General features: G+C 73.1%; 1 pseudogene. It reads left to right on the top strand.

Annotated elements, in window-relative coordinates:
• Positions 1-150 precede the first annotated feature (150 nt).
• A pseudogene (locus K7G60_RS38725) lies at positions 151-331 on the top strand (fasciclin domain-containing protein); the annotation flags it as partial.

Raw genomic sequence — 331 nt, 5'->3', positions numbered from 1 at the left:
ACCCGCACCGTCCCCGACGGAGCGAGCGGCCGGCACAGCGTCTTCGTCACCGTCCCCTAGACCCCCGGGGACCGGCCGGCGGGCCGGCCCCGGCAGCACGACCCACGCCTGTCCCAACCCTTCCTGACAGCTCTTCGAGGAGTGAAGAACATGAACAGCATCAAGATCCGCCGTACCGCGATCGCCGTCGCCGCGGCAGCCCTGCTGCCCTTCTCCCTGGCGGCCTGCTCCGACTCCGGCAGCGACACCAAGGCCGCCCCCACCGCGGCCGCCGGGGACGAGGCGAAGACGGACGCGAGCACCCCGGCGGACGACGCGATGACGACGGACG

This window comes from Streptomyces sp. NK15101 (assembly GCF_020400725.1).
GTDB lineage: Bacteria > Actinomycetota > Actinomycetes > Streptomycetales > Streptomycetaceae > Streptomyces.
Note: the sequence above shows the minus strand (reverse complement) of the source record. Positions and strands in the feature narration are given on the sequence as shown.